Origin of the sequence: Metabacillus niabensis, from assembly GCF_020524345.1 — a bacterium.
GTDB classification, from domain to species: domain Bacteria; phylum Bacillota; class Bacilli; order Bacillales; family Bacillaceae; genus Metabacillus; species Metabacillus niabensis_B.
This window is the reverse complement of the sequence record NZ_JAIVLH010000004.1, coordinates 192,268-217,431: the sequence shown is the minus strand read 5'-3', so window position 1 is coordinate 217,431 and position 25,164 is coordinate 192,268. Positions and strand designations below refer to the sequence as shown.

Here is a 25,164-nt window from a genome sequence, read left to right as displayed (position 1 = left end):
TGTAAACAAAACTATACACTTAATTTTTCAATCGTTTTTGCAAGTAATGCAGTAAATTTAGTGAATGTCTTTAAGTCCGTATACTCTTCCTTTTCACTATGAGAAAACTCCCCCATTGGACCCATTCCATCTACTGTTGGAATCCCTTCACTTGCTGTAAAAGATGCGTCCGACCCTCCACCGGAGCTTACCTCACGGATCGTTATGCCAAGATCATCTGCCGCTTCATGGATAACATTCATTAGCTGCTCAGTTTCACTTGTCTTCTGCATAGGAGGTCGACTAATATCTCCTTTAAGCTTAGTAAATGTACCCGAAACATGTTCCTCCTGTGAAATTTCTGTTATTTTCTTCACAATATCGGCCGCCTGTTGTTCATTGGTAAATCGTACATCGATGTCTGCTCTCGCAACCGAAGGAATTGTATTTGTCGAGGTTCCCCCTTGCACTAACCCAACGTTTACAGATATTCCTTCATCATAATTGTTCAGCTGTTGAAGTTTTATAATTTTATGGGAGATTTCCTCAATGGCACTTCTCCCCCGCTCAGGATCTACTCCGGAATGAGCACTTTTCCCTTTTACGTCAAGCGTGAATTGTCCAACCCCTTTGCGCTCAGTTACTAGTCCTCCATTTGGGCGTGAGCATTCCACAACAAGTGAATATTGTTTGTTTTCAGCAACCTGTTTGATTAATGGTTTTGAGGTAGGAGAACCGATTTCTTCGTCACTGTTAAAAATAATATGCACATTTTTATATGCATCAGATCCGGCTTCCTTCAACGCCTTCAGCGCGTATAAAACTTGAACATGACTCGCTTTTTCATCATTAACACCAGGACCAAATGCTTTGTCACCAATCACTTTAAATGGACGTTTTTCCGCTTCTCCCTTTGGAAAAACGGTGTCCATATGGGCAATGATTAGAATTTTAGGATCAAGATCTCTTGATGCTTTAATTTCCAAATGATTACCCAGCTTATCTTCATAATGAACTTTAACATTCATTCCTATCTCTTCAAATTTTTCTATTAAGATGTCACCAACCGCATCTACACCTTCTTTATCATATGTTCCGCTGTCTGTATTCACAATACGTTCCAAAAGTTCATACATTTCTTGTTCTTTTGTTTCTAAATAAGTTTCAATCATTTTTCTCTCCTTATGCTTGTTTGTAAGTTCATTACCCACTGTTTTCTGTGGGATAAACATATAATTAAGAACTATTCTTTTTTACTTACAGTTAAATCAGCACAAAAAAATACTCACAAAAACTAAATTGTGAGTATGATATCTATTCATATTTGTTGATAGTTACTTCTTTTTCAAAATGCACGGTCTGCCATTCATCAAACTCATCAAGTGTTTCGACAAAGCCTTTTTTTCTCCAAAAAGAAAGACCGCCTGGTAAAAATTTATGAGTATGTAGATACATCATTTTATATCCTGCTTTATTGCTATAGCGTTCAATTGCTTCATATAATAGTGTTCCAACACCTTGTCTTCGGGCATTTTTATCAACATAGCATTTAATGATTTCACATGTTTGGTCCAAGTCATAGCGATCTTTAAGTAATGATATCCTTCCATCATAAGGGCGTAAAGCGATGGTTCCTATTACTTCTCCTTTTGAAAATGCCGCGAGAATAGTTGCTTTACTCCTGTTTATATATAAAGATTCCATGTCCGTTAAATCTCTCAGTGACGCTTCTCCGATTTGAAATGGATAAACATCTCCCATCGTTTTTAATAAAAACTGTGAAACCTTTTCAACCTCACTTGTCCTTACCTCTCGAATATTCATAACATGTTTCCTCTCTATAATAGCTTCTTTTCTATCCATCTTACATGTTATCATAATCAAGTAAAACCATTTTTGGAGGAGATCATGAAAAAAATTGTGAAGGTTGTAGCGGCCATCATTGAAAATGACCGAAATGAAATTCTATGCGCACTAAGATCTCCAAACATGTCCATGGCAAATATGTGGGAGTTTCCAGGAGGTAAAGTAGAGAAGGACGAAGACATTTTTGCTGCCATAGTTCGAGAAATTAAAGAAGAACTCAACTGTACGATCGAAGTTACTGATCTTTTCCATGACCATACTCATGAATACGAAAGTGCTACCATTAACCTGATATGTATAACAGGTAAAATTGTAAGCGGTCAACCCGAAGCAAATGAGCATTCCGCCTTACTATGGTTAAAAAGAGAAAATCTCAAATCCCTAATATGGGCTCCTGCTGATATACCTGCAGTAGAACAATTAAGCGGACCATGGGGACAGGTTCCTCGTCCCAGTTAACTGGGACTGGAACCTAAACGAATAGTATATCCTTTATTTTTCAAGACTTTATGTATTTGTTCGATATGGTCATTGTTTTTTGTTTCGAGGGAAATCTCAAGTTGTGCAAATCCTGGATAAATATGTCTGCCTATATGTTGGAGATTGACATTTTGAATATTTGCATTCAGCTCAGTAAGATAGCGTAGAACCTTTTCAAGCTCTCCTGGTTTATCTTTTAATGTGAGTGAAAAATGTGCATACCTTCCTGCTTCTACAAGACCGCGTTCGATTATTTTTGAAATAAAATGTACATCCACGTTTCCTCCACTTAAAACAGCTGTTATTTTCTTTCCTTTTATATGTAATTTTTCATATAAAAGAGCTGCTACAGGGCTTGCTCCCGATCCTTCAACTAAAAGCTTATTTCTTTCCAATAACATTAACATTGATCGAGCGATTTCCATTTCATCCACACATACAATATCATCCACATATTGTTTAATAATGTCAAAATTTCGTTTGCCTGGTTTTTTTACGGCAATTCCGTCTGCCATTGTTGGAGTTGCTTCTACCATGACAGGTTTGTTTTGTAATAAAGATTGTTTCATACTTGGACAAGCAAGGGTTTGAACACCGTAAACAGATACGTTCGGATTCATCTGTTTCACCGTCATGGCAACGCCGGCTATAAGGCCCCCTCCACCAACAGGACAAATAATCGCATCGACTTCAGGAAGTTGTTCAAGTATTTCTAAACCAACTGTTCCTTGTCCAACAATCACTTCATCATCATCAAACGCATGAATAAACGTGCCATTTATTCGTTCACAATACTCTAATGCATATGCTAGAGCTTCATCAAACACCGATCCTTCTAAAATAACTTCTGCTCCATATTGCTTAGTTGCAAGGACCTTACTAAGCGGGGCTCCCTTTGGCATCACAATCGTACAAGGAATACCCAACATTTGACTTGAGTAAGCAACACCTTGAGCATGATTGCCAGCCGAAGCAGCAACAACTCCCTTACTTAAATCCTCCTTTGTTAAAGAAGTTAATTTATTATAAGACCCTCTTACTTTGAATGACCCCGTTTTCTGAAGATTTTCCAGCTTTAAATACACTTCATTTTGCGAAAGATGACTAAATGTATGTGAATAGTCAAGCGGTGTCGTATGAACAATGCCTTTCAACTTTTCCCTGGCAACTAATACATCATCTACATTCAACAAAAACTCCTCCTAAGCTTACATGCTCTTCTTAGGATGTTCAGTTGAGTGAAGCATTATGATTATTTAGCTCGTAATAAATAGAAAAACTTGGCTTATCGCCAAGTCCTAATTTTTATTCCCCATCCTCATCCATGACCTCAGGTTCAACGGTAACTTCCTCCAAGTTCTCTAAAATCCGCTTTGCCATCAGCTTATATCCGCTTGTATTTGGGTGGAAATGGTCATTAGATAATAACTCTTCATCAGAATTTATAAATAGATCTGAGATTGGAATATAATTCACATTTTCAAATTGTTCAGTTACCAATCGCCCAGAATCATTCCAATCGTTGATAATCATTTCTAATTCTTCTATTTCAGCTAAATAACGATCAAAGGGGTTATAAAAACCGATTAAATATATTTTGGTATCTGGATTTATTTCATTAATCCTTTGAAGAATAGCTGTTAATCTCTCAAGATATGTTATTTTTGCTTGATCAAAGAGATCTAATTGAAGATTCATAATATTATTTCTTACAATTTTCATAATATCATTGGCACCTATTGTTATTAATACAATATCTGCTTTTTTAATTGACGTTTCAATTTCTTTTTTTTCAAGACGTTTTAATAATTGATCTGTACGATTTCCTCGTTTGCCATAGTTTTCAATGGTAACACTAATATTATTTTCTTTGAACGTATTATTTAAGATCCCCACATAGCCGCCATTTTCTGTTTCATCTCCAACACCTTGAGTGAGAGAATCACCTATTGCGACAACTTTTAGATCTTTTTCAAATAATTTAATAACACCTTCTACTACTCCCTTAACCTTCTCTCTAAAGCCTTCCGTTTTTGTTTCTTCAGTCTCTCCGTCTACAACTTCTTCCTGTTCACTCTCAGCCATTTCGACTGTGACATCCTCAACCATTTCCGCATCCTCAGGATCAGATTCTTTTTCAGTTAAAGACTCATCTATTTTTTCATTAGAGTTTTTACTCACATTTACTGTTTCGACAATACCCTGTTTCGATTCTTCGGAGTCAGAAAGAAAGAAGTAAGCACTAAAACACACTACTAGCATACTAGCGATCAGCAGCCACACTTTCCGATTTTTCATGTTTAACAACACCTATCAATTTATAGTACGAATTCAACAGTTTATTTTAACATGATGTTAAAAATTCACAAACTTTAAGTAGTTTTAAAACCATTGTACTATAAATGTGTATAAACACTTCTGGAATTTTATACCCCTTCTAAAAGTCAGGCTTGTTGTTCTTCAATTTGTGACAGTGTACCTGTCCCTATGTCCCGCTTCACAATTTTTAGAGTTGCTACGATAAGAAAGCTAACGATGACAAGTAGTAGCCATGAGCTTACTTTTCCTAGGTGGACTAGACTCCATGCTTCTGTTTGGTTTGGGTATTCCCATGCTCCGAAAAATGTTGCGATGTTTTCGGCAATCCAAATAAAAAAGCCGATGAGGACAAAAGATAGCGCTAGTGGCATACGATACCGAGAACCATTTACTTCGTATATGACCATTGTTCGAAAAAAGACGATTATGACAAGTCCCGATAACCACCAGCGGATATCAATCCAGAAATGATGGGTGAAAAAATTCAAATAAATCGCAGCTGCAAGAGGAACAACGAGTATAAACGGCGGCCACTTTATCAGTTTAACCTTCAGCCTTCTCCACGCCTGGCAAAGATAACTCGCTACACTTGCGTACATGAAGCCACTGTACAATGGCACCCCAAACACTTTGGAAAATCCATCCTCCGGATAAGACCACGAACCCATATGTACTTTAAAAAGCTCAAGAGCAAGACCAATAATATGGAACAATGTAATTACCTTAAGTTCATCACGTGTTTCAAGTCCAGAACGCACCATCACCCACTGCATGAAAAGGCAAATAATAAGAAGCCAGTCATATCTTGGCAGAATAGGAAGAGGTATAAACTTTGTTATAGCCAAAGATGCAAAAATGACAACGGGAAATAAACATGATAAGGCTTGCTCCCACCCAAAATGAACAAGTTGTTTAAATGCTTTCATGATTTTTACCTCCAAAGGTTTTTTCCATATAAGAAGGGTTTACCATCGTTAGACTGGTTTTCCACATTAAAGAAATTGTTAACTTTCCTAAAAGTCCCTGCTTATATTTTCCTATTTAGAATTTAACATAAACTTTATTGTTTCTCAATAAAAAATTATTGCTTTTATTTTAATTGTTATTGTTATTGGATAAAACAAAAAAGCATCCCTCTACAAAAAGGAATGCTTGATTACGTATATAAAGTCTATTTTATAAAATATAAGGCGTGTTCAATTAAGCTTCGTGACTAAATTGCCATTGAATCTGATACTTATCAGTTAAACTACCATAACATTTACTCCACGGTGTCTCTTGCAACTCCATTTGTACAGAGCCATCAGCTTTCAACTTCTCAAATGCATCTCTGATGGCCGACTCATCACCGCTTACATAAGCGAGTGTAATATTATTACCTACATGATAAGGTGTTCCAGGAAAATTGTCAGAGAACATCAGCTTAGTACCAGCAATCTCTAAGTATGTATGCATAATTAAATCTTCTGTTCCTGGTGGTAGATGTTCGGAATGCATAGATCCGAATGTCATAAATTGAGGTTCCTCGTGTCCAAACACCTTTGCATAATATTGGACCACCTCTCGAGTATTTCCATCAAAAATTAAGTATGGATTCAATGCCATAAGATCACTCCTTAGATTGGATAGTTTTTACATTAATATCATACCATACAGGAACCACACAATCAAACATATGTTCTTAATTTTTCACAAAAAATAATACCCCTCTTTAGTGGGGTACTACAGATACCTGCAATTATATTTCTGACGGCATATTAACGTTGCAATACTACCTTTCAATTAATTGCCCTGCCATTAAAAACTCATCAACTTCTATCTTTGAATTCCATCCCATCTGTTGACACATTTTATAAATTCTTCGCATGTCTTGTCGTGCGACAATGCTTGAACATCCTACTTTTTCAGCTAGATTTGCGGCCCGACGCAGCAAATCAACTAAAGTATCAGCTTGTGCTTCCCTAAATCCAAAATCTAATAATACTAATTCCTCTTTATTTACACCAAAACGTGCATATCCCCAATACTCGTCTTCCTTTAATTGCCCTGAAAACAACTCTCTATCCTCAACAATTTTATTTGCTTTCAAGGGCTCTGTTAAATGCTGAATCCACTGACTTTCTGCACCATTTCCAGAAGGAATTTTGTCTAGTCCCCATTCTAATGATTCAGCTGCCAGTTTTTGTCTATCTTGTGAGCTTTGTATAATTGTCCACTCATGTAAAGGTATAGAGTGTAAATCAGGAACTTCAATTGAAATTTTCCATGATCGATATTCTGGAGTAATACCGACACCTTCTAATAAATCAGATATTTTTACTGGTTTTAATCCCCTATTCAGAGCGCGGCGTATTAGCTGTTTTAGTGCAACTGGAGTTTCTTTCGTAATATCATTGCTATGCAGAACGAGAATTGAACCATTATAAAGAAACACTGAGCCATTATCGACTATTTTTTGTGCAGGAAGACCTGCCCAATCACCTGTGTCATTTCCTGTAATGCTGTAATAACCCCATTTCGAAAGCCAACGTAGGTTTTCTTCATTAAAATTTAGATAAGGAAAACGGAAAAAGTTCGGGCTTGGCTGTCCTGTTGCTTCTTGATAGGCCAGTTCTGTTTCCTTTAATTCTTCCAAAAATACCTCTTCTGATAGTTCTGACATTCTGCGATGATAATAGGAATGCGATGCAAGTTCATGCCCCCGCGATATCAACATAGTTGCCTTATCAGGATGTTTGTCAATCCACTCACCTGTAAAAAAAAATGTTCCTGACACTGAAAATTGTTCAAGTGCGTCCAACCATGCTTCTAATGGTTGTTTACTAGGACCATCATCAAATGTGAATGCACATGCATTTATCGTTGGATTTCCTTTTTCTATCGATTTATATCCCATCTTTATTCCTCCATTTCCTACTCTTTGTATCTACTAAATTGAGGAAGAAATTCCTTATTTTCATTTAATATATCGCTAAAAACCCTTTTCGCTAATTCTGCAGACCCAACAAGAGGATGAATCGTTAATGCTTGCAATCCTGAATGATAATCGCCACGAACTGCTGCTTCAACGGTAAGTTCCTCATATGCTTTTACCATTTGTAATAAACCACGAATATGGGGAGGTAATGCTGTTTTTAACTGTAAAGGTGTTGCACCTTCAGCATCTATGACACAATTAACTTCTACTGAAACATCATTTGGAAGACATGAAAGAATTCCATTGTTTTTAACATTGACAATTTGGATGTCTTTTTTATTGTTATAAATGGATGTCATTAGGTTTACTGCAGCTTCCGAATAGTATGCCCCCCCGCGTTTTTCAAGCTGTGGCGGTTTACGATTTAAAAGAGGATCTTGATAAAGTACAAAGAGTTCTTCTTCCACCTTTTTCACTTCGTCCGCTCTTGTTCCTTTCGTCTCTAAATCTTGTAATTGCTTTTCTAGCATTAAATCTTTCATATAGTAATATCTTAAGTAACTGCATGGAATCATCCCTACTGATTGAATAAATTCAGGATCCCATTCTATGTCTGGGATATTCTTCACGGAAACACCTTTTGCACCAGATATGATATCTAGGACTTCACCTGTTTTTTCTATCCCTTCCACCCATATTTTTGTCGTCCAATTCAAATGGTTGATTCCTGCCGTTTCAATATCGACTTTTGAGACATCAACACCCATCATTTTTGCGACTAACATTTTGGTACCGATTGGTAGATTACATAATCCAATCGTTTTCACCTTTGTGTACTTCGTAACAGCTTCTGTTACAATTCCTGCCGGGTTGGTAAAATTTAATAAGAAGGCGTGTGGAGAAAGCTCCTCTATATCCTTACAAATATCCAAAATAACCGGGATTGTTCTTAACGCCTTAGCAAATCCGCCTGCACCAGTTGTTTCCTGACCCAAAAGACCATATCTTAACGGTATTTTTTCATCCCGGGATCTGGCATCAAGCATTCCAACACGTATTTGTGTTGTGACAAACGCTGAATCTTTGATGGCCTCCCTTCGATCAAACGTCATGTGGAGTTCAATTGGCAAACCAGCCTTCTCAATCATCCGTTCAGCCAATGCCCCAACTGTTTTTAACTTCTCACGTCCAGCTTCAATATCGACTAAATACAACTCATCAATAGGAAATTCCTGATAGCGTTTAATAAAACCTTCAATCAACTCAGGTGTATAGGAGGAGCCCCCACCGATTACGGCAACCTTCAATTTTTTTCGCAATTTTTTACGACCTCCTTCCATCTCTGAATTTTTGATACATTTCCTCCGTTGTTTTAATACTTAAGTGATCCATCGCGAGCAGAATGGACCCATATACAGGCTCAATGTCTGGTATAATGACTGAAATTGTATAATTTTCACTTTCGATTTTTGCTGACAATGATTGTATTAAATGTTGATTTCTCCCCTTTTGAAGAATAGAACCGATTAGTACAACAGGAATGTTATCGCTTTCAAAACCACCCAAGCTTTTTATAACAGCATTGGCTGCAATCCCTAATTCTTCACCCGTTTTCATCAAAAGTTGAATCGCGAGTTGGTCACCTTCTGCTGCTGCTTCATGTAAGACGATTGCTAATTCACCAGGTACTTCATAAATATCCTGATCTAAAAAATCATTAACAAGTTGATCCATCGTTTGAAAGCCAAAAAATCTTGAAACTTTTTTTGTTAGGATAGAAGGGATTTCTCGCTGCTCCCATGACCTTACGGCGGAACGAAATGTCTCACGTGCCAGATGTATTCCGCCTGCAGCATCTCCGTAAAGATATCCCATACCACCTATTTGTACGACTTTCCCTTCCTTATTTCTTCCGGCTGCATTTGTGCCGCTTCCACATACAAGGACAATCCCGACGTTATTTTCACTGCCAATTCTCAATCCTTCAAATGTGTCACATACAACATCCCACGATCTAAGGGGTAACGTACTCAGAGCCGGGCGTAAAATAGCAAAATCCTTTTCTCGATCAGCTCCGGCGAGTCCAAATTGTGTAAAGGATATATCCTCATAATGAAGACCAGCAGTCGCCAAAGCTATATCAATCGATTCTTTTATATTCTTCATTGCAAGCTGAATTCCTTCAACTTGATGATTTCCTCTTCCAGATAAACCTTCCCCTACTTTATTTCCATACTCATCCGTAATAACAGTGTATGTTTTACTGCCTCCCCCATCAACACCCATTAAATAGCGCATAAACTCTCCCCCTGATAATCGCGTATCTTATCATATATCATTATTCAACTAATCACGTACACATGACTAATTCTGGAACATGGGGACAGGTACCTTGACCCAATTACTTGTAACGGGGAACCTGTCCCCCCGACCCACTTTTTCTGTAATGTAGTGGAGCATAGCCGGTGATTGATTTGAATACTCTACCGAAGTGTGTGATGCTTCTGAAGCCTACTTTTTTGTAGATTGTATTGACTTTCATTGAGGAGTGTTCCAGTAGCTTTTTGGCTTCTTTGATTCTTACACTGTTCAGATATTCAATAAATGTGAAGCCTGTTGCTTCTTTAAAAAAACGGCTTAAGTAGTATGGACTTACATAGAATTTCTCTGCCACTATATTCAGTGACAAATCATTCATATAATGGTTGTTCATATAGCGGACAACTTCTGAGATTCTTTCATGCATTGGACTTGGGTATTCCAATGATTCTGTGCTGTTTTGTTTAACATGCCGGCAGCAAATAATGAGCAGTTGGAGCACTAAAGTCTGTGCGTACATCTCAAAGCCCGGCATCTCGTCTATAATTTCCTGACTAACATTCTGACAAAGAGATTCAATCCATAATCGCTCCTGAAGAGAACACCTTACAATGATGTACTCCTGTTCGAACAAAGGCTGAAATATTTCCTGAAAAGCTTGATTTACAGAACCCATAAAGTTCTCATGAATATTAACAATAAACCGCTCATGCTTCGGCATCTCGGTATTCGTTGTCCGATGGAGGATATTAGGTGAAATGATGATCACATCACCTTCGTGAACGACGAATGTCCGATCTTTTATAAAAAATTCCCGTTTGCCTGACAGTAAATAATACACTTCAAACGTACTGTGGAAATGATTCGTCGGCATATGATGACTTAGCGCTTCCCGGTATGATACTGTAAATGTTTCTTCATCATTTTTATATAAAAGATCTTTCAGATTGTATCCCTCCCTCGTATACCAATTCATTTTTTATATTACACATATGTATTTCATATCCTGCAAAATATAAGAAGTTTTTATAAAATACTGCAAAAAATGTACATTTTATTGTGCTACCCTATTGGTAAACATATGAAGGAGGAAAAATTAAGATGAGTACTTCAGAATCACGTACATATGAACCATCAAATAAGACATTAACTCCTATTCAATGGGCTGAAAAAGCATGTGACACATTAATGACTAAATTCGAACCGGAACTGCTTCCACCGGAGCGATTTCATTATCATCAAGGTGTATTTCTTTCTGGGATGGAAAAATGCTGGAGGCAAACAAATAAAAATAAATACTATGACTATATAAAACGATGGGTAGACAGCCATATCATTGCTGACGGAAGCATCATGAAATTTAATTCTGATGAACTCGATGATATACAGCCTGGAGTTCTTCTTTTTACCCTCTATGAGCAAACAAGAGATGAAAGGTATAAAAAGGCATTGTTCAACCTAGTACCTTTATTAAAATCATGGAAGACGAATCCATCAGGTGGTTTCTGGCACAAAGAGCATTATCCGAATCAAATGTGGCTGGACGGTTTATATATGGCAGGACCAATTGCTGTCCAATTCGGTAAAACTTTTGATCAAAGCGACTATTTTGATATGATGACCTATCAAGCCATTCTTATGGAGAAGCACACAAAAGATCCGGACACAGGCTTGCTGTACCACGGCTGGGACGAAACGAAAGAAGCAAATTGGGCTGATCCTATTACAGGCTTGGCACCTGAGTTCTGGGGTCGTGCGATTGGCTGGTACCCTGTAGCACTTTTAGAAATGTTTGATCATCTACCAGAGGATCATAAGGATAAACAAAAGCTTATAAGTATCCTTCAAGATCTGCTCATTGCATTAACAAAATACCAGGATTTTGAAACCGGATTATGGTATCAAGTCATTGACAAAGGTAATCTATCAGACAATTGGTTGGAAAATTCCTGTACATCACTGTTTGTTCAAGCGATTGCAAAAGCGGTTCGAAAGGGTTATCTTGATGCCAAGTATATGAAATATGCGTGGAAGGGCTATGATGGAGTCATTGATACATTAAAATATGATGAAAAAGGAAATCTTCTCATAGGCAATATTTGCATAGGTACAGGAATCGGTGACTATGCTCATTACATTGCACGACCTACTAGCGAGAATGATTTACACGGTGCAGGTGCATTTATTCTGATGTGTGTGGAAATGAGCCAGGCAAAAACAGTATAAAAACAAGTAAAAAACAGAGGCATAGGTCTCTGTTTTTTACTTGTTTTCCCTTAAACATTCTATCCAACTCCCAACATTACAAAATAAATCGTGAGATCAAAACATCAAATACTTCTTTCCCACGAAATCCATCTCGCATAGAGCACCTACTGTTAAAAATAAAAAGAGACATTCCGCCCAACACGAAAGCGTGTGGAGGAAATGTCTCTTTTTATTGCGTTCTTTAAATTCCTTGCTGAAATTGTTGCTTCACTTCCATCACATCTTGTTGTTCGGCTTGTGAAGCTGGTGTGTAATAATTACGTTGAACAGCTGCCTGGTATACTTCCCATTGCTTTTGTTCATCACTATTTCGAATTTGGATTAATGTATTTCGCAATTGTTGATTGTTACATTGAGCGATCATTTGTGCATAGCTTGCCAGACTGGAATTTAAATTTGATAAGTAGTCTGACACCATATCCTTTTCTTGTAACATGATTTGTCCCTCCTTATCCTAAAAATGACATTAATTGTTGTTTTGTTTGTCTAGCACTGTTTGCATGGTTTTGAAGCATTGATTTAATTTGTGGATCTTGACATTGCTGTGCATATGTATCAAGCTTTGTTGCACAAGTTTCATGACCACCGATTAAGTGACGAAGGTTCTGTAGCTCAAGTTCATTTAAATTCACGACTATTTCCCTCCCTTCCTCTTTTATAATTTGTGCCTCAATGTCCCTTTTCATGTAAATATAATTAAAATAAAAGTTCACAAAATACGGATAACGAATTACCAATCCATTGTTTTCAGATCCTTTATATGCTATAGTAAACTCAACTTATTAAAGATCTTTAAAAAGTAGTTTAAAAAGTTTTAGGCGGTGATATAGTGGATGAATTAATAGCTTCTCCAAAATCAATGAAGAAGATCATCCTTCGAGGTATTCGTAAAAACCTTTTAGAACTTGGCAGTGCAACAAAACTTGAATTAAGCAATTTATTAGAAGTTAGTCTACCGACAATCAGTAAGTTCCTGTCACAGATGGAAGAAGAAGGTGAAATTCACTTAGTCGGATTAGATGATTCCAGTGGTGGACGGCGAGCAAAAAGATATACATACAACCCAGAGTATTCAGTAGGTCTTGCGATTTTTTTGGAGAAATCAGATACGAATTATACCGTCTTCAATTGCATGGGTGAAATAAAAGCGCAAGGCAAAGCTCCGAGTGTATTAGTGGATGATGGTTTACATTCATTAACAACGTTCATTGAAAAAACAATGACAAATTTCCCCAAAATCAGTTCTATTGCAATTGGAGTTCCCGGTTCAGTTGAAAATGGAAAGATCTTTTATATACCAGGGTATGAGCAGTTTCAACATTTCGATTTAAAAACCTACTATGAGAAACATTTTTCTGTACCTGTAATAGTTGAGAACGATATGAATGCTGCTGTTCTTGGATATCACAATACACGAGGAATGAAAGACAAACAGTCTCTTATCTATTTGTATTCAGGTCAAAATGGTCCTGGAGCAGGGATTATGATTAATGGTGATGTCGTACGTGGGAGTACATTTTTCTCCGGAGAAGTTTCATTTGTCCCAATGTATGACAACCAAAATTTTAAACAAGCTTTAGATAATGGCAGCCACTCGGAAAAAATGATCAAAGAGGAATATGAAGTGGATGCAATTAGTAGATTGATAGCTTCATTTGTCGCAATTATCAACCCTCATACGATTATTTTTTGTAACAATGAAATGGATAAAATGAGTTTAGATAAAGTTGCTATCAGCTGCTCTACATACATACCTTCTGAACATCTCCCAAAACTTACCACAAGTAATTGGGAACAAGATTATTTAGATGGATTACAAAGTCTCGGACTTGATCTCATGCTAAATGGAACATCCATTTAAAAATATAAAAAGGCGAGGTTTAATTATGGCAACATTCCTTTTAGTCATTATTTATTTGGCTTTTATTAGCTTAGGTTTACCTGATTCACTATTAGGAGTCGCGTGGCCTGTGATGCAAACGGACTTATCCGCCCCACTTGAAACTGCCGGATACCTATTTATGGCGATTGCCGGAAGTACCATTATTTCAAGCTTAATTAGCGGAAGATTACTTAAACGATTTGGAACTGGAAATGTGACATTTGTCAGTTGCTTACTCACTGCATGTGCTTTGCTCGGATTTCATTTTTCTCCATCCGTTATTTGGTTATTCGTTTGTGCCATTCCGCTTGGACTAGGTGCAGGCGCAGTTGATGCTGGATTAAACGATTATGTAACAACACATTATAAAGCACATCATATGAGTTGGTTACATTGCTTTTGGGGAGTTGGAGCCACTCTGGGTCCTGTTATCATGGCCCAGTTTATTTCCGGTCAACATTCATGGAACAACGGCTATCTTGCCATCGCAGGTATGCAATTCTTACTGGTGATCATCTTATTACTTACTTTACCTTTATGGAACAAAGTAACTAAAAATAGTCATAAAAACGTAAACGAACAGCTTGGTGATCCAACTGATATTTCCATTCATCCTGCAGATGCTGTGAACGTAAAACCTTTACAAATTAAAGGTGTTAAATTGGCTATGCTATCCTTCCTCTTTTATTGTGGAGTTGAAGCCACAATGGGTCTATGGGGAAGCAGCTTTTTGGTGAATGTAAAGGAGTTAGATGCTGCAGTTGCTGCCCAATGGGTTTCCTTATACTATGGAGGAATTACAATTGGCCGATTTATAACAGGCTTTATTACGTTTAAAATGAATAATCTTACTCTTATTCGAGTTGGACAATTCATTTCCCTTGCAGGTGCTGTCCTTCTGTTTCTGCCATTTCCACCTGTTTTCTCGCTTATTGGCTTTATCATGGTTGGTTTAGGTTTAGCACCAATCTTTCCATGTATGCTCCATGAAACACCAGCACGATTTGGAAAAAAGCATTCGCAAACGATTATGGGCTATCAGATGGCCATTGCATATACAGGAAGTACCTTTATTCCACCACTTCTTGGGTTCATTGCATCGAAATCAAGCATTGGGATTTTCCCGTTCTGTATTGTCATTTTCGTTGTTATCATGCTTTTAAGTTCGGAAAAATTAAATCAATTAATGAAAAAGAAAGTGACGATAAATAAAGAGACAAGTTCGACAGTTAGTTCTTGATGTTTAGATCCTGTTCAAGTATTAGAAAGAAGGTCATACTATGAAAACTGAAAAAGAAAAAATGCTGGCGGGAGAAATGTATAACCCTGCTGACCCTTTATTAGTAAAGGAACGTGAGGAAGCAAGAAAAAAGGTAAGAATTTATAATCAAACATTAGAAACAGACGGAGAAAAACGCATAAAATTATTAAAAGAGTTACTCGGCTCTACTGGAGAAAACGTCTATATGGAGCCAAATATCCGTTTTGATTACGGTTATAACACATATGTTGGAGAAAACTTTTTTGCCAATTTCGATTGTACTATTTTAGATGTATGCGAAGTACGATTCGGGGAAAATTGCATGCTCGCACCTGGAGTACAAATCTATACAGCAACACATCCCCTCCATCCAATGGAGCGTAATTCCGGTAAAGAATTTGCAAAACCGATTACATTTGGAAACAATGTATGGATCGGAGGAAGTGCCATCATTAATCCGGGGGTTACAGTAGGAGACAATGTTGTTATCGCTTCAGGTGCGGTCGTGACGAAAGATGTACCGGATAATGTTGTGGTTGGTGGTAATCCTGCTAAGGTGATCAAACAAATTGAAATTAGCTAGGATTATTAAAAGGACCTCAAATTCATTGAGGTCCTTTCATTTTCTTTGCTAATAATACGGCCAACTTCCCTATCATTTTTTTAAAAAATTGAGCCTTGATTCAATCCAATCATGAAACAGATCATAAGCTCCATCTATGTCTTTGGCAGTAGAAAGCTTTTTCCCCTCATAGCTTGGCCAGGAACAGCATGTAATAATACATGTACCTTTTGGTCTTGAATTCCTGACATCAGCATTGGAGCCAGAATAGATGCTCTGGTTCCTAAAATGGTATTCAATATCGACTTGTCTCCTTATTCTTCATGAATACTTTTGTATAATTGCTAGCCATCAGTTAGCTGAGTTTTGAGCAATAGATTTACAGTAATATTTTACCATTAATTTGTTGGACACATAGAATCTTATCAAGTAAATTACAAATTTATGCTCTTTATTTCTTAAAATGTGTTCCTACATTTTTTCTATTTAATAGGTTTGCTTTTGTAACAAAATAAAAAGCACATGATATTCAATGTGCCATTTAAAGGTCAATTTGGTTTATTTTTCGGTTCTCTTTCAATTGATAAAGAAGCTTCATAAATGCTTCACCTAATTCCTTTTCTTCAAATTGACCGATTTCTTGATCACAGATCTTCATATCCTCGTTTGTTATATACGCATAAAAATAAGTATGATCTAGTCTTCTTAATTCAAGCCATTCCCCTTCCCCTACCCTAAAAGCAAGTCGTACACCCATTTTTATCGATCCTTCCTAGCAGAGCTACTTATATACGAAATAAAGGACAATCCCCAATATTTTTACTATACGCTATAATTTTTCCCTAATACAACATTAGTATATGTTGATACCGTTTGATTGTCACCTTTATTTATCAAAAAGCTCTTATATTCAACGCTTTTTAGGATTATTATTAATAGCCTTTAAAAAATCTTGCTTCTTTTTACATAACATTTTTCTAAACCTGCTGTCATATGATATATCAATTACCTTACCGGAGGAAGAGCTATGTCCCTTTTGCCTATCCTTATTTCCTCAATTTGTACAACCATCGGAGCAATTCCAGTATTATTTATAAAAAACCTTTCTCATAAAGGAAAAGATGTAACATTAGCTTTTACAGCGGGTATCATGGTTGCCGCTTCATCATATGGATTAATTCCGTCTGCCTTAAAACTCTCAAGTTTGACGACTCTGGTTATCGGCATATTAATCGGTACTTTTGTTCTTACATGTATAGAGAGTATCATTCCTCACACAGATCTGGATCACGCTAATCATCCGGTAGGACATGCCCAAGTGATATTATTTATGATCGCTATGTCCATACATAATTTTCCTGAAGGACTGTCTGTTGGGATTTCGAATGTAGGTCAAAACCTGGAGGTTGGGTCTCTCGTTGCGTTTGCCATTGGATTACAAAACATTCCTGAAGGATTTTTAGTTGCTTTATTCTTAGTTACACAGGGCGTTAATCGGTTAAAGGCAATCTTGTATTCAGCGGTAACGGGATTAATAGAGTTAATCGCAGGGATTTTCGGTTATTTTTTCGGTGAATTTTTCCAGAATATTGTTCCATATGGATTAGCTTTTGCTGCAGGATCTATGTTATTTGTTGTCTATAAAGAGCTAATTCCAGAGAGTCATGGGGATGGTCATGAGAGAGCTTCCACTATTACATTTATCTTTGGATTTATGACGATGATTTGTATAACAGAGTTTTTTAGATAAAATCTTAGTTCATTATGCCTACCATAAATAATTGACCCCCCAAACAAGGTTTGAGGGTTACTTTCGTTATAAAGACATGTGTTCACCCTTACTATTTATAAATGTAGGGTTGCCGATTACTTTCAGCTTTCTCTCAACAATATCCAATATCCCTCTTGCCGATTCTTCAGGTGTCCCAGGCGCTTTATCTCCCCCCATGTCCGTTTTGATCCAACCGGGGTGAACAGCAAAAACAGACACTTTAGCATCAGCGAGATATTTTTTTAATTGTTGTGAGAACATATTTAACGCACTTTTCGATAGAGCATATGGAAAGTCACCGCCATAGGCATTTTGAAAACTTCCCGCTTCGGAAGAAATGTTAATAATTGATGCATCAGGTCCTTTATTCAGATATGGCAGAAAGTATTTGACAACTCGCATTGGACCGAAAAGATTAATATTGAAACTATGCTCTACCTTATCAATATCCAGTTCTTCAATTGTTTTTGATCGTTCATTTAAGATTGCTGCGTTGTTTATGATTACATCCAGTGTAATGTTTTCTGATGCTAATGTTTTCGAAGACTCCTGACAAGTTGCTTCCTCGGCAACATCTAATGAGAGAAGCTGAACTTGGTGAGGAAAAAGTGAACGGAGATGGTGTAACTGATCTGTTCCTTTTACCAAGTTTCTCACACCGGCAATAACAGTGTGCCCTCTCTTTACTGCTTCAGTTGTTAGAGCTAAACCTAGTCCCCGGTTTGCACCTGTAATGAGTATGTTCATAGAAACCTCCTTGACTCATTTCTTCGTTTTATTTCTCATATACCCAACATTTAGCCAAGTTGAAGCAATACGACTTACTCCATACTCTTCTTTATGTATAAGAGAATATCATTCTATCTTTAAAAGATTAAGATTTTTGACCACTCCCCCGTTATTTATCATTTTCTAAAAGCTCTAGCATAATCTTTAAATCTTTGAAAGTGTCCATATAGGCATATCGCCCACCTGTATATTCCCCTTTTTGGACTAAAGGCATATTTTTCGATTCCATTACTGTCACTTTTTCTTTCATTCCATTGATGACAAAAGCAATATGGTGTGGCCCCTCTCCATGTTGGTCCAAGTGATTTCTCCATGTACTCGGATGCTCATCCGGCTCAATTAATTCCAACTGTAGGGAACCCATATCAAAAAACGCCAGCTTAGAACGAGCTTCAGAGGAAACACCTTCGAACTCTGTTTGAGCCACATCGACTGTATCTGTCCAGTTCCACTTTGGTTTTTCCACGCCGAAAAAATCCGCATATGCTTGGGAAACAGTTTCAATATCATGAACCAAAATACCGATTTGAGCTATAACGTTTGTTCCTAAAACACTGTTTTGAGCTTGAGTTTCATTCGCCATTTTATTTCCTCTCCTCATATAAACTTTATTTTCACATCTGAATTGGTTTAAGTTCTCTTTGTACACCTCTTCTTCACCTATGTGTACGCGCGTTCATTAATAATTATAATACAAACTCACATTATTGTTAATGCATACATTTCGATATATTCTAAAAGTTTAAGTTATTAGAGGTTGATGAAATAAACGACTTAATTTTTTGCCTTACCTACTATTACTGGAATATATATTACTATTTTTTGCTATAACTAAAAATTACAACAAAATTTCATACCATATTCTTTTGTATGTCCTCAAAACATAAAGAAAACCCACCTTTTATTGAAAAATCTCTACTATCCTGAGATTAATAAACAACAACTATGGTAGGTTTTCTTCTATTATAATATCTGTTATTAAGGGGTCATCAATAAAATTTCACAAACGGTGTCGCGATATCTTCTGATCTATAATCATCCGGATCGATCTTCCATTGGTCTTCACCATGCTTCACCATTTGAATTTCAACGATGACTTCTTCAGCAGTTGTAACGTTTTTAAATTCGTTCCCCATTTTTTCAAAAACAAAGTTTAATGCTTCTGCCTCAGTAGCATTCGGGTTTGACGTAATAAATTTTTCCATTTCTTGTTCCAAGATAGGTTGTAATGAAGGAACATCTAACGGTTTTCCTTTTAGCTCAACAATCGCTTCTTTACCATTGCTTGTTTTTGTGATGGTTGTTGCTCCTACTTTTTCTTTAAAAGCGGCTTTCATCGAATTTACCAAGCTGACCACAACTTTTTGATCAAGTTGGTCTTCAGACATGTATGTTGCACTTGAAAACCCTTCGATAATCGCAGCATCAAATTCTTCTAAGAGTGTTTCTTTCTTTTCACCTGTTAACTTTTCAAATCTTGGATTATCAACATTATAAAATAAAATATCTAAGTAAGCAGATAAAGCTTTTGCCGGATCCTGTAATTTATCGGCTGTTTTTAATAGCTTTTCGTCAGCTCCATCAATTTCGATTTCAATTGGGTCTTCCTCTTTGTCACCATATGCTAAAGGAGTGTAGACAAGTTGATATTGTTCACCTTTATCAACGATGTAAAATAAACTGCCTTTTATTTTTTTACCTTCAGTAAGTCGAGTATATTCTAACTTCTGCTTATAATCCTCCGGCTCACCTTCAGTTGCTTTTGTGTCACCTTGGTACAAAGCAAAACTAGGTGGTTCGATATCAATTGTTTCTTTTCGTTTATTTGTCATTTCAACATCAATCTTGAGCACAAGTTGATCCTCGGACACATTATCATATTCAGATGGAAGAGTATACTCTGCATTGTCCACCTTAATTTCAACAGACGAGTTTTCATTCTTTCCCGTTTCTTTTTCTTTCTCTTCTTTACTTGTCGTTGAAGATGAACAAGCAGCAGCAAGCATGATCACAACAAGCATTGATAATACAAGGCTAATTCTTTTTTTAATCATTATTCTCCTCCTAGATGTAATTCGTGTTAAAAAACACAACATCCATTATTCTAAAGAGATATTCCTTTATTTGGAATAGTTATTTATTACCTATTATAAATGCAAAATAGGTCAAAATACTCCTAATCTCAATATTGGTAATAAACTAAAAATCATTTTAATTGGATATGAAAAAATCACTTAAAAACACTCGTAATAACAGAATGTAACAATCAATACCGCTAAAATATATTCCATTTATCCTAGAAGCGCATTCACCAAAACCACGACTTTCCTAATATTCAAATCTATCCTTTTACCTATTTTCCCCTCTGCAAGACGCTGGCAATTGCATAATTTTTCCTACTAACCAACAACCATTAATTTTTTGGGTTCAACAAACCTTAGATAACCATTCTATATTATTTCTGGAAAAATCATCTCAATTTGATATTTGTTTAATATCAAATTGAGATATATAATAAAATTAAGAAATCGGAAAAACGTTTACAACAAACAAAAAATAAATTGCTTCTGATATTTTAAGGGGGAGTAAGCATGAGCCAATTAGCGAGAGAAACCAAAGTCAAGGCATTATTAGCTAAGCAAAAATTCAATGAAAAAGAGATCTCAGACATGTCAGATGCACAAATTGAATATTATCACTGGCTCTATTTCGAAGATTCTGTTTACGATTATATGTAAATCTAAAAACCTTATATAAATTAACTAAGCTTTTGTACCTGGTGCAAAAGCTTTTTTGTTTGGAACAAAGAAATATTTCTCATTGAAGAATGATTTTACATTTGATACAATTTAATTGTACGCAATATACAGACTGATTGTTTCCAAGGAGGAAGATGTATGAAAACCGTATATGACTTCACTGTAAGAAAACCAAATGGCGAGGAAAAATCGTTAAAAGAATATGAAGGTAAACCTTTATTAATTGTAAACACAGCGAGTAAATGTGGACTAACGAAGCAATTTAGCGGACTTCAAGAACTCTATGATAAATTTAAAGACGATGGTCTTGAAATTTTAGGATTTCCTTGTAGCCAGTTTAATAACCAAGAATTCGATAATATTAATGAAACAACAGAGTTTTGTCAGTTGAATTACGGTGTCTCCTTCCCTATGTTTGCCAAAATTGATGTAAATGGTGAAAACGCCGAACCTCTTTTTTCATACCTGAAAGAACAAAAGAAAGGTGTTTTATCAAAAGACATTAAATGGAATTTCACTAAGTTTCTGATTGATAAAAATGGTCAAGTGGTAAAAAGATATGCTCCAACGACAGAACCTGCGAAAATAGAAAAAGATATTACAGATCAATTCTAATATCTTCTAACAAAGAGGCAGAGAAAACATTCTCTGCCTCTTTCCGTTACTCACAACAAGCACTAAAAATAATATTACGCAACTTTCTAGTTAGCGGAGTTGTACCTGAATCTTTCTTCTGCATCATAAATAAAAAGGTTAGTTCTTCTTTTGGACAGTTAATGAAATAACAACCAAGCCAACCGTCCCAGCCATATTCGCCAAGGCTTCCTATACTTGCTGATTGACTTGGATCTGTTAATACACGCATAAAGTTTCCGTAACTGTATCCCTGTTGCCCCCATAAGTCAAAGCCTTTTTGCTGCTCTGTGTTTAGTGTAGCCGAAGTTAAAAAGCTGACTGTTTTCGGACGTAATAGTTGAGTCCCCTCCAATGTTCCTTGGTTCATCAGCATTTTCGCAAATTTTGCATAATCATCGACTGTTGAAACTAAGCCTGCTCCACCAGATTCAAAGGCGGGATTTCGATCCATATGATGAATAATTCCTAAGTGATTGCCCGTATATAGCTCTAAACCTCCCTCTCCTGAATTTGTATACGTTTTCACAAGACGACTTCTTTTTTCTTCAGGAAGCCAAAATCCTGTATCATTCATTTGGAGAGGATCAAATAATTCCTTCCTCAAGAATTCGCCAAATTTTTGCCCGCTTACGACTTCGATCACTGCACCTAATACATCTGATGAGGTTCCGTATTGCCAGGAAGAACCAGGCTGGAATGCTAGTGGTACTTTTCCTAATTTGTTCATTGCTTCAACAGTACCTAATGGTGAATCACCTAAAAGCTTACGATCTATTTCTTCAAATACAGCTGCTGTTCCTTGTCCTGCTTGATCATCTCCACCATAGACTAATCCTGACGTCATGCTGAGTAAATCATGGAGAGTAACTTCGCGATCGACTTGTATAAGCTTTCCATTCTCTACAACGATTTGATGCTTAAATCCATCCAAAAATTGACTAACAGGCTCATGTAAATCAATCTCTCCCCGTTCGACCAGAATCATAGCCGCAGCTGCAGTGACCGGCTTTGTCATCGAGTATAGACGAAAAATAGAGTCTCTTAGAATAGGCTTGTTCGCTTCTATATCAGCAAAACCATCTTCATGGTAAAAAATTTCTTCTCCCTTTTTTAGCACAAGAAGGTTTGCACCTGCGATGTCCTGATTATCTAAGCTTTTTCTTAAAGCTTTTTTGATCTGATTACTACTGTTTTTATCTATCAACCCAATCTTCTCCTCTATGAAACGATTTTATGTATAGTTAAATTTACACAGTAAAAAGAAGGGAAAGATTCCCTTCCATATGTTAAAAGTACAGAGGCTTTTGTGCGAGGTTTTGGTGTCTCGCTCCAGGCGCCTTTCGCTTTTCCTATTTCATATACCGATATTCCATTAAACTATTTAATATAGAAATCTCCTGCAATAATTCTTCTCCAACATTTGTCTCCAATACCTTTTTCCGCTCTAATTCTTTATCAACGATTCTTTTAACAGATAATACATCTGTTCCATTTAGTAATACATCGTCTTTTGAATTGAAATGTTTATGTGCAACGAGCTGCATGCCGTAGGAATTATACAATAATGTGTATCCGGCAATTCCAGTAGTAGATTGATAAGCTTTAGAAAAACCACCATCTATTACAATCATTTTACCGTTTGCTTTGATCGGATTTTCTCCTTCAATCTCTTTTACAGGGGTATGTCCATTTATGATATGACCTTGATCTGGATTAAGATTGAATTCTACTAGAATTTTTCGGCAGATTTCTTCATTTTCACGTAAATAATAATATGGATTTTTCTGCTCTTTATGTGTGGACTTATCTTTAATAAAGTAACGTTCAAATGTTGTCATCGCTCGTTTCCCAAAGAGTGAGGAATATTCTCCCGTCCATAAATACCACACCATATCTGTCGCTAGGTCATCCGTTTTTTCAGGATGTGCAAAGGAATACCGTAAATAATGCTCAAACACATCGAGTAATTCACGGCCTGCATATGTTTTCCCTTCAATGACCATTCCTTCCATTTTCCCGTCTTCATCTAAAGGAATACAGCCATGTATCAATAAATTCCCATTATATTTCAAATAAAGGCTGCCTTTTTTCATCAGAAAATTCATATGTCGAGCCAATTTTTCCGAATGCTGAACAGAGAATAGGAGCTTGTCTATTACTTGCTTTTCTTCCTCTAATAATTGATCGGGCTGCTCAGGATTAACAGTTGAAAAACACGTATTTTCCAATGGATATGTTTTTCCGCGTATAGTTATTTCATTTTGTTCAAAGTCAATTTCCTCGAGTAAAAGTCTTTCTGACATATTAAAACCGGGACGTCTTTTAATGATAGGACTTTCAAGCTTGAATTGAATCATAGCAATGGCTTGATGGATTTTAGTAATTTGCAGTTTTTCTTCATCTGAAACATGAACGTCAGGTTGGATTTTCGGTCTGAAAGCCGGATTGTCTTTATAATATTTATCTGCTAGATTCATAAGCGGTCGCAGATTAATTCCATATACATCTTCGATTATGTCAAGATTGTTATAGCGTGCACATATTCGAATAATATTAGCAAGACAAACCTTAGAGCCTGCAAAAGCACCGATCCATAAAACATCATGATTTCCCCACTGAATATCAACAGAATGATAGTTAATGAGGGCTTCCATTATTTTATCTGGCTCCGGTCCTCGATCATAAATATCCCCAACAACATGGAGATGATCCACAACTAAACGCTGAGTCGTATATGCCAGGCCGATAATAAGTTTATCAGCTTGTCCAAGCGTAATAATTTGTTCAACAATGCTTGTATAGTAAGGTTCTTTAAAATTCGTGAACTCATCAGTTTTGTATAAGAGTTCCTCTATAATATATACAAATTGACTAGGCAAAGCTTTTCGTAATTTTGAACGTGTATATTTGGAAGAGGCATAGGAAATCAGTTTGATCATCCGCTCAATGATAACTGTGTACCATTGGTATAATTCTTCTTCATTGCTAAAATGATTTTTCATTAGTTTGATTTTATCTTCAGGGTAATACACTAGTGTCGCAAACTCTTTTATTTCTTTTTCAGTTAACACCTTTTTATAGATGTCTTCTATTTTCTCTCTTACCTTCCCTGAGCCATTTCGCAAAACATGTTGAAAAGCCTGAAACTCTCCATGTAAATCACTGACAAAATGCTCTGTACCCTTCGGAAGATTCAAGATCGCTTCAAGATTAATAATCTCAGTAACTACCTTTTCCTCACGATCATACTTCTGCGCTAATAAATCCAAGTGTTTTGTATGCAAATCATGTATCCCCTTTCACTACTCTCTCTTTATTATACAAAAAGGTGGGTCGGAGGGACAGGTTCCTTGTCC

At 36.5% G+C, this 25,164-nt stretch carries 27 protein-coding genes; 8 read left to right on the top strand and 19 right to left on the bottom strand.

Annotation, left to right across the window (positions count from 1 at the left end):
• Positions 1–11: 11 nt before the first annotated feature.
• Both LC095_RS07325 and LC095_RS07320 read right to left on the bottom strand, forming a co-directional pair.
• Positions 12–1,151, bottom strand: coding sequence for a M20 family metallopeptidase (locus tag LC095_RS07325; protein ID WP_264195953.1), 1,140 nt, complete (start codon positions 1,149–1,151; stop codon positions 12–14).
• A 142-nt stretch (positions 1,152–1,293) separates the two neighbouring features.
• Entirely contained in the window at positions 1,294–1,803 is a 510-nt protein-coding gene (locus LC095_RS07320; protein WP_226527540.1) for a GNAT family N-acetyltransferase, read from the bottom strand.
• 84 nt (positions 1,804–1,887) lie between these two features.
• On the opposite strand from LC095_RS07320, the gene LC095_RS07315 reads away from it, so the two are divergent.
• Complete coding sequence (locus LC095_RS07315) at positions 1,888–2,304, top strand: (deoxy)nucleoside triphosphate pyrophosphohydrolase (RefSeq protein ID WP_226527539.1); 417 nt, start codon at positions 1,888–1,890, stop codon at positions 2,302–2,304.
• On the opposite strand, the gene ilvA is transcribed toward LC095_RS07315, so the two are convergent.
• The 8 genes from ilvA to LC095_RS07275 all read right to left on the bottom strand — a co-directional run bounded on the left by ilvA (position 2,301) and on the right by LC095_RS07275 (position 10,856).
• Positions 2,301–3,518, bottom strand: a complete 1,218-nt coding sequence (gene ilvA / locus LC095_RS07310) for a threonine ammonia-lyase (protein ID WP_226527538.1) — start codon at positions 3,516–3,518, stop codon at positions 2,301–2,303. The two genes, LC095_RS07315 and ilvA, sit on opposite strands and share 4 nt — an antisense overlap.
• A gap of 112 nt (positions 3,519–3,630) precedes the next feature.
• The gene (locus LC095_RS07305) at positions 3,631–4,623 is read right to left on the bottom strand and encodes an SGNH/GDSL hydrolase family protein (protein WP_226527537.1); all 993 of its coding nucleotides are present in this window, start codon (positions 4,621–4,623) and stop codon (positions 3,631–3,633) included.
• Positions 4,624–4,769: 146 nt separating this feature from the next.
• Positions 4,770–5,570, bottom strand: coding sequence for a DUF817 domain-containing protein (locus tag LC095_RS07300; protein WP_226527536.1), 801 nt, complete (start codon positions 5,568–5,570; stop codon positions 4,770–4,772).
• Between the two features lie 274 nt (positions 5,571–5,844).
• On the bottom strand, positions 5,845–6,249 hold the full coding sequence (locus LC095_RS07295; protein WP_226527535.1) for a VOC family protein: 405 nt from the start codon (positions 6,247–6,249) through the stop codon (positions 5,845–5,847).
• 166 nt (positions 6,250–6,415) lie between these two features.
• A complete protein-coding gene (locus LC095_RS07290) occupies positions 6,416–7,540 on the bottom strand; it encodes a polysaccharide deacetylase family protein (protein WP_226527534.1) in 1,125 nt (374 codons plus the stop codon).
• 17 nt (positions 7,541–7,557) lie between these two features.
• On the bottom strand, positions 7,558–8,880 hold the full coding sequence (locus tag LC095_RS07285) for a 6-phospho-beta-glucosidase (protein ID WP_226527533.1): 1,323 nt from the start codon (positions 8,878–8,880) through the stop codon (positions 7,558–7,560).
• A gap of 4 nt (positions 8,881–8,884) precedes the next feature.
• On the bottom strand, positions 8,885–9,859 hold the full coding sequence (locus LC095_RS07280) for an N-acetylglucosamine kinase (RefSeq protein WP_226527532.1): 975 nt from the start codon (positions 9,857–9,859) through the stop codon (positions 8,885–8,887).
• Between the two features lie 103 nt (positions 9,860–9,962).
• Positions 9,963–10,856 carry an AraC family transcriptional regulator gene (locus tag LC095_RS07275; RefSeq protein ID WP_319005772.1) on the bottom strand — a complete coding sequence of 298 codons (894 nt, stop codon included), beginning with the start codon at positions 10,854–10,856 and terminating at the stop codon, positions 9,963–9,965.
• A gap of 125 nt (positions 10,857–10,981) precedes the next feature.
• Here LC095_RS07275 and LC095_RS07270 point away from each other — a divergent pair, with 125 nt between their 5' ends.
• A complete protein-coding gene (locus LC095_RS07270) occupies positions 10,982–12,106 on the top strand; it encodes a glycoside hydrolase family 105 protein (protein WP_226527531.1) in 1,125 nt (374 codons plus the stop codon).
• Positions 12,107–12,329: 223 nt separating this feature from the next.
• On the opposite strand, the gene LC095_RS07265 is transcribed toward LC095_RS07270, so the two are convergent.
• Both LC095_RS07265 and LC095_RS07260 read right to left on the bottom strand, forming a co-directional pair.
• Complete coding sequence (locus LC095_RS07265; RefSeq protein WP_226527530.1) at positions 12,330–12,584, bottom strand: spore coat protein; 255 nt, start codon at positions 12,582–12,584, stop codon at positions 12,330–12,332.
• Positions 12,585–12,597: 13 nt separating this feature from the next.
• Positions 12,598–12,780 (bottom strand): hypothetical protein, encoded by a 183-nt coding sequence (locus tag LC095_RS07260; protein WP_413467467.1) that lies wholly within the window; start codon positions 12,778–12,780, stop codon positions 12,598–12,600.
• Between the two features lie 197 nt (positions 12,781–12,977).
• Here LC095_RS07260 and LC095_RS07255 point away from each other — a divergent pair, with 197 nt between their 5' ends.
• From LC095_RS07255 to LC095_RS07245, 3 genes are read left to right on the top strand one after another with little or no spacing between them, the layout of a single operon-like run.
• Positions 12,978–14,009, top strand: a complete 1,032-nt coding sequence (locus LC095_RS07255; RefSeq protein WP_413467466.1) for an ROK family protein — start codon at positions 12,978–12,980, stop codon at positions 14,007–14,009.
• A 25-nt stretch (positions 14,010–14,034) separates the two neighbouring features.
• A complete protein-coding gene (locus LC095_RS07250) occupies positions 14,035–15,270 on the top strand; it encodes an MFS transporter (protein WP_226527529.1) in 1,236 nt (411 codons plus the stop codon).
• A 40-nt stretch (positions 15,271–15,310) separates the two neighbouring features.
• Positions 15,311–15,874 (top strand): sugar O-acetyltransferase, encoded by a 564-nt coding sequence (locus LC095_RS07245; protein WP_226527528.1) that lies wholly within the window; start codon positions 15,311–15,313, stop codon positions 15,872–15,874.
• 134 nt (positions 15,875–16,008) lie between these two features.
• Here LC095_RS07245 and LC095_RS07240 read toward each other — a convergent pair whose 3' ends face one another.
• Together LC095_RS07240 and LC095_RS07235 are read right to left on the bottom strand one after the other, a co-directional pair.
• Positions 16,009–16,152 carry a hypothetical protein gene (locus LC095_RS07240; RefSeq protein ID WP_226527527.1) on the bottom strand — a complete coding sequence of 48 codons (144 nt, stop codon included), beginning with the start codon at positions 16,150–16,152 and terminating at the stop codon, positions 16,009–16,011.
• 242 nt (positions 16,153–16,394) lie between these two features.
• Positions 16,395–16,610 (bottom strand): hypothetical protein, encoded by a 216-nt coding sequence (locus LC095_RS07235; RefSeq protein WP_226527526.1) that lies wholly within the window; start codon positions 16,608–16,610, stop codon positions 16,395–16,397.
• 270 nt (positions 16,611–16,880) lie between these two features.
• On the opposite strand from LC095_RS07235, the gene LC095_RS07230 reads away from it, so the two are divergent.
• Positions 16,881–17,603, top strand: a complete 723-nt coding sequence (locus tag LC095_RS07230; RefSeq protein WP_226527525.1) for a ZIP family metal transporter — start codon at positions 16,881–16,883, stop codon at positions 17,601–17,603.
• A gap of 66 nt (positions 17,604–17,669) precedes the next feature.
• Here the strand turns inward: LC095_RS07230 and LC095_RS07225 are convergent, their stop codons facing one another.
• From LC095_RS07225 to LC095_RS07215, 3 genes are all read right to left on the bottom strand, one after another.
• Positions 17,670–18,371 (bottom strand): SDR family oxidoreductase, encoded by a 702-nt coding sequence (locus LC095_RS07225; RefSeq protein WP_226527524.1) that lies wholly within the window; start codon positions 18,369–18,371, stop codon positions 17,670–17,672.
• A 151-nt stretch (positions 18,372–18,522) separates the two neighbouring features.
• Entirely contained in the window at positions 18,523–18,996 is a 474-nt protein-coding gene (locus LC095_RS07220; RefSeq protein WP_226527523.1) for a VOC family protein, read from the bottom strand.
• Between the two features lie 406 nt (positions 18,997–19,402).
• Entirely contained in the window at positions 19,403–20,467 is a 1,065-nt protein-coding gene (locus tag LC095_RS07215; protein ID WP_226527522.1) for a DUF5105 domain-containing protein, read from the bottom strand.
• Between the two features lie 537 nt (positions 20,468–21,004).
• Here LC095_RS07215 and LC095_RS07210 point away from each other — a divergent pair.
• Entirely contained in the window at positions 21,005–21,151 is a 147-nt protein-coding gene (locus tag LC095_RS07210) for a BH0509 family protein (protein WP_156931934.1), read from the top strand.
• Positions 21,152–21,310: 159 nt separating this feature from the next.
• Entirely contained in the window at positions 21,311–21,787 is a 477-nt protein-coding gene (locus LC095_RS07205; RefSeq protein ID WP_226527521.1) for a glutathione peroxidase, read from the top strand.
• A 46-nt stretch (positions 21,788–21,833) separates the two neighbouring features.
• Here the strand turns inward: LC095_RS07205 and LC095_RS07200 are convergent, their stop codons facing one another.
• Together LC095_RS07200 and fbp are read right to left on the bottom strand one after the other, a co-directional pair.
• Complete coding sequence (locus LC095_RS07200) at positions 21,834–23,012, bottom strand: serine hydrolase domain-containing protein (protein WP_226527520.1); 1,179 nt, start codon at positions 23,010–23,012, stop codon at positions 21,834–21,836.
• 145 nt (positions 23,013–23,157) lie between these two features.
• A complete protein-coding gene (gene fbp, locus LC095_RS07195) occupies positions 23,158–25,092 on the bottom strand; it encodes a fructose-1,6-bisphosphatase (RefSeq protein WP_226527519.1) in 1,935 nt (644 codons plus the stop codon).
• Positions 25,093–25,164: the final 72 nt, after the last annotated feature.

What these genes read in the sequence shown, in the direction of transcription:
- LC095_RS07320 (WP_226527540.1), bottom strand. Translation starts at nt 1,803, where the DNA reads ATGAATATTCGAGAGGTAAGGACAAGTGAGGTTGAAAAGGTTTCACAG.
- LC095_RS07220 (WP_226527523.1), bottom strand. Translation starts at nt 18,996, where the DNA reads ATGGCGAATGAAACTCAAGCTCAAAACAGTGTTTTAGGAACAAACGTT.
- LC095_RS07295 (WP_226527535.1), bottom strand. Translation starts at nt 6,249, where the DNA reads ATGGCATTGAATCCATACTTAATTTTTGATGGAAATACTCGAGAGGTG.
- LC095_RS07250 (WP_226527529.1), top strand. Translation starts at nt 14,035, where the DNA reads ATGGCAACATTCCTTTTAGTCATTATTTATTTGGCTTTTATTAGCTTA.
- LC095_RS07325 (WP_264195953.1), bottom strand. Translation starts at nt 1,151, where the DNA reads ATGATTGAAACTTATTTAGAAACAAAAGAACAAGAAATGTATGAACTT.
- LC095_RS07315 (WP_226527539.1), top strand. Translation starts at nt 1,888, where the DNA reads ATGAAAAAAATTGTGAAGGTTGTAGCGGCCATCATTGAAAATGACCGA.
- LC095_RS07205 (WP_226527521.1), top strand. Translation starts at nt 21,311, where the DNA reads ATGAAAACCGTATATGACTTCACTGTAAGAAAACCAAATGGCGAGGAA.
- LC095_RS07245 (WP_226527528.1), top strand. Translation starts at nt 15,311, where the DNA reads ATGAAAACTGAAAAAGAAAAAATGCTGGCGGGAGAAATGTATAACCCT.
- LC095_RS07225 (WP_226527524.1), bottom strand. Translation starts at nt 18,371, where the DNA reads ATGAACATACTCATTACAGGTGCAAACCGGGGACTAGGTTTAGCTCTA.
- LC095_RS07275 (WP_319005772.1), bottom strand. Translation starts at nt 10,856, where the DNA reads ATGAATTGGTATACGAGGGAGGGATACAATCTGAAAGATCTTTTATAT.
- LC095_RS07230 (WP_226527525.1), top strand. Translation starts at nt 16,881, where the DNA reads ATGTCCCTTTTGCCTATCCTTATTTCCTCAATTTGTACAACCATCGGA.
- LC095_RS07210 (WP_156931934.1), top strand. Translation starts at nt 21,005, where the DNA reads ATGAGCCAATTAGCGAGAGAAACCAAAGTCAAGGCATTATTAGCTAAG.
- LC095_RS07280 (WP_226527532.1), bottom strand. Translation starts at nt 9,859, where the DNA reads ATGCGCTATTTAATGGGTGTTGATGGGGGAGGCAGTAAAACATACACT.
- LC095_RS07290 (WP_226527534.1), bottom strand. Translation starts at nt 7,540, where the DNA reads ATGGGATATAAATCGATAGAAAAAGGAAATCCAACGATAAATGCATGT.
- LC095_RS07215 (WP_226527522.1), bottom strand. Translation starts at nt 20,467, where the DNA reads ATGATTAAAAAAAGAATTAGCCTTGTATTATCAATGCTTGTTGTGATC.
- LC095_RS07265 (WP_226527530.1), bottom strand. Translation starts at nt 12,584, where the DNA reads ATGTTACAAGAAAAGGATATGGTGTCAGACTACTTATCAAATTTAAAT.
- LC095_RS07235 (WP_226527526.1), bottom strand. Translation starts at nt 16,610, where the DNA reads ATGGGTGTACGACTTGCTTTTAGGGTAGGGGAAGGGGAATGGCTTGAA.
- LC095_RS07270 (WP_226527531.1), top strand. Translation starts at nt 10,982, where the DNA reads ATGAGTACTTCAGAATCACGTACATATGAACCATCAAATAAGACATTA.
- LC095_RS07300 (WP_226527536.1), bottom strand. Translation starts at nt 5,570, where the DNA reads ATGAAAGCATTTAAACAACTTGTTCATTTTGGGTGGGAGCAAGCCTTA.
- LC095_RS07305 (WP_226527537.1), bottom strand. Translation starts at nt 4,623, where the DNA reads ATGAAAAATCGGAAAGTGTGGCTGCTGATCGCTAGTATGCTAGTAGTG.